Below are 3,227 nucleotides of genomic sequence, written 5' to 3'. Positions count from 1 at the left end.
AAGCCGAACTTCTCCTGACCTATGCGTCGACGTCCCATTCGAATCCCTCAATCCATTGTTCAGAGTGATAGAATCACAGTCGTTCGCTTCGGTCCACACACCCGCGCACAGGTCTCCTAGAAACCGGGAAGCCATCCACCCGTCCCGCTGGGTGAGTTGGTCCCGCACATGGGACCAATCGCCCGACTGCTCGATTAGACGAACTTCTCGCCCATTGTCGAAGCGATCAATGATGCCGTCGCCAGTGGATGGTCCCGACCGAAACGCCACGCGGTTTCCGGTGACAAATCGCGGCGGATAGCTTTGAGCTGGCTCCTGTCGCTCGATTTTTGCCCATCTGCAGGGTTTGCCTCAGACAACGCGATCTCGGGAGCCGATTTTGACGTTTCGATGCTGATCGGCTGGGGCTGTTTTCGCTGTTCAGAGATAGAGGGTACGCTCGCGACACCGACGTTGTCCCCACCCACCACCCATCAGCCGACTAAAGGCATAGAAGACAACTGCCCATATGATCCAATACCGCTTCCGCATGCCAACCTCCGAACGGACTTTGACGTAGAAAGCAATTTCCGACAAGCTAGAGGTGCAGTGGGAAGGCGTTTCGCGTTTATATCGAATTGGGTAGATTGCCTCTACCCTACATGATAAGGAGCCATCAATGGTAAGTGGGTGGACAAGTCGCCAGGGCCTGGCGCTGATTACGCCAGCGTCGGTCCCACCAAGATTCAGACCCTACGGTTCATCGCGCTGCTAGCGCTTGTAATCAATAGCTCGCTAGGGTCATTGCGACGAACCTAGGGAGCGCAATCAATTTTGGTTTCGATTCTTTGGCTTAGGTGCCGGGATCACCGGTATCGCAACATTTGCGCCTAGCAATCCAACGCGGCTCAATCCAAGGAAACCTGAGGCGGGCATCAGGTTGATCAGGCTCTCCGCGTCTTGAGCCCCCTTGCTGACCCAGTCCTTGTCTTCAATGCGGTAGAAATTGCGCAAGATCGCCAGCTACGTCCCTTTCCAATTGCGTCTATCCTTTGAGGGCTATCTTTGCCATCCCAGCGGCGGCGCCGAACGGCAACTCAGTCGGTCCGACGTGCAGAAAGGCCAATCGTTTTGCAGCCAAAACTCAGTGATTGCCAGAACCTGGTGCGGCTAAATTATCGGGAACCGGGCATCTCCGGCCGGGACAAAATGCCTCGCGAGATGTCGTCGACTGCAGACATTCACATTGGGTCGGCGACTCGACCGCATCTCGGCATTTGACATGGATGATGTCGAAGTTTACAGTCGTCGCGGACATTTTTGATGTCCACAACCATCGGCTCAGATGACTTGACGTGAGGGTGAAATGCGATTCTTCAAGAGTAGGGCAGAGCTTAAGAAGAATGAAACGCTGCTAATGTTCAAGCTCCTATTTCGCCACGCGGAGCGAAAAATGCTGGCAGAGAACCTCAAGGTTAGTGAGAAGCAGGTGCAACGATACCTGAGTGACGCGAGCGAGCCCGGTCCTGAAGTGCTGAAGGCCATGCGCGAGCTTGTGGATGCTCAAAAGGATGATTTGGCTTTTGTCGGCTTGCTGGACAAAATCCGTGCGGCAGCTCAAGAGGAGCAAAGGAAGAACCCTCATATCGAAATCGAGGGCATTGAGGAGCGGGATATCCCGGACTGGTATAAGGATGTGCGATCTCTGATCGCCGGGCGCGACTATGATCAAGCCTACGCCATCCTGGAAAACCGTACCAAATATGAATCCGACTTCAATTTCATCCCGAAGAAGACCCAGCCTTATGTGCTGGGTAGTTTTGGCATCGCCCTGTACTATAAGGCAGAATATGCGAGAGCTGCCGACGTTTTTGAACGGGCACTCAATCTAACGCGAGAAATCCGAAACGACACGCCAGCCCTGTTCCTGGCGACATATACCAACAATCTCGGCCTCGCACTCATGCGACAGTCCCAAATCGAAATGGCGTTTATGCGGTTCGATGAGGCGGCTGCGATTCTGCCGTCCTTTATCATCAACTACTATAACGCAATTTGCGCTGCTTCCATTTTCAAGAACGATGAATGGGTCGGCCATTGGGCCGGACGACTTGCAGGGGGTGCCCCGTTCGCAGTCAAAGAAGACATAAAGGATGTCCTGGATGCCTATAAAACAGACAATGATCTTGACTTTGCTCGCGAGTGCGATACATTCGTAGTCGCGATGAACACGCTTGAGGCGCTATATCAAGAACGACTGAAAGGGTAGCAAGATGTTTCGTGACAGACCGGTCCATGTGGATTTAGTAAGGGCAGTCTAATGGCTGTTGTCAGGCACATCAGCCCAACGCCAGCACCAAAAGGCGTGAAGGCTTGGCTGAAAAGGGCTTTGCAACGTGCACGGACTCCCGCAACCCCAAACGACAAGAGCGGGCTGGCGAAGATAATCGTCAGCTCTCTTATTATTTGTGCATGCGTGGTGATTGCACTCATCGCATTGCCATGGAGCGAAATCAGCAAGTTCTGGCTGGTGACTGCCGTCTTAGCCGGATGCATACCAGTCATAGCATTCATATTTCTATTCCGTGCCCAATACATGCTTCGACGAGCGTTTGTTGCGACGTTAGGGGTAGTGGTCGCCAAAAGCTGGTTGGGGAACACCAAGGGAAACCTCACTGTCGGCGAACTCCCCGGCGGGATGACCGTAACCATGATGGTTGTCTTGGGCTTCTCCTTCATTACGGCGGTTGTTGAAGCTGTACTATTTTCCAAGCCGAGCACATAGAAAGCTGCGAATTCGTAGCCCGCTCTCTCGAACAGGCAACCCTGGGAGATCAGCTCGGCCTTCGGCAACGAGACAGAAGTGTGCGAGGTTTGTCCACGACGATTTCGTGCTGAGGAATTGCGTCCTTGTCGAAGTTCAGCCACGCGTACATTCGCAGGTCCTTCAGGTCGTCAAGCATCGACATCCCGGAAAAGCCCGACTAAAGGCGAGGACATCGTATCACCACCCTTAATCGGCGAAGCTTCCGAGCGAGGAGGTGTGTAGTCAGATTGCATATCGTCTACCGCATCAGATATGCGCCGTTCAGCCGACACAAGGAAATCCTCAGCAAATTCCGCGGCATAATACCAACGTGCACGGATCATGACCGATGCGCCCAATCGCGCATTCCGATGGACATGATCTTCCGTATGCGACGTCCACGCCCCATCGCTTTTTCAGTTGCAGCGATCTGAGGTTGATC

Annotated in this window: 3 protein-coding genes and 1 pseudogene; 2 read left to right on the top strand and 2 right to left on the bottom strand. The window is 53.5% G+C overall.

Annotated features, from left to right (window positions below):
• On the bottom strand, window positions 1-270 hold a 270-nt coding region (locus tag ILFOPFJJ_RS36735; RefSeq protein WP_173514850.1), incomplete at its 3' end, for an SH3 domain-containing protein.
• Window positions 271-906: 636 nt separating this feature from the next.
• Window positions 907-993: pseudogene (locus ILFOPFJJ_RS35905) on the bottom strand (SOS response-associated peptidase); the annotation flags it as partial.
• A 352-nt stretch (window positions 994-1,345) separates the two neighbouring features.
• On the opposite strand from ILFOPFJJ_RS35905, the gene ILFOPFJJ_RS34430 reads away from it, so the two are divergent.
• The gene (locus tag ILFOPFJJ_RS34430) at window positions 1,346-2,248 is read left to right on the top strand and encodes a tetratricopeptide repeat protein (RefSeq protein ID WP_210267720.1); all 903 of its coding nucleotides are present in this window, start codon (window positions 1,346-1,348) and stop codon (window positions 2,246-2,248) included.
• 51 nt (window positions 2,249-2,299) lie between these two features.
• Complete coding sequence (locus ILFOPFJJ_RS34425; protein WP_173514848.1) at window positions 2,300-2,764, top strand: hypothetical protein; 465 nt, start codon at window positions 2,300-2,302, stop codon at window positions 2,762-2,764.
• Window positions 2,765-3,227: the final 463 nt, after the last annotated feature.

The sequence above is a fragment of the Sinorhizobium psoraleae genome (assembly GCF_013283645.1).
GTDB lineage: Bacteria > Pseudomonadota > Alphaproteobacteria > Rhizobiales > Rhizobiaceae > Sinorhizobium > Sinorhizobium psoraleae.
The sequence above is the reverse complement of the archived record's forward strand: the minus strand, read 5'-3'. Positions and strand labels throughout refer to the sequence as shown.

Bases quoted from the DNA above. Each gene is read 5' to 3' on its own strand.
- ILFOPFJJ_RS34430 (WP_210267720.1), top strand. From the start codon at position 1,346: ATGCGATTCTTCAAGAGTAGGGCAGAGCTTAAGAAGAATGAAACGCTG.
- ILFOPFJJ_RS34425 (WP_173514848.1), top strand. From the start codon at position 2,300: ATGGCTGTTGTCAGGCACATCAGCCCAACGCCAGCACCAAAAGGCGTG.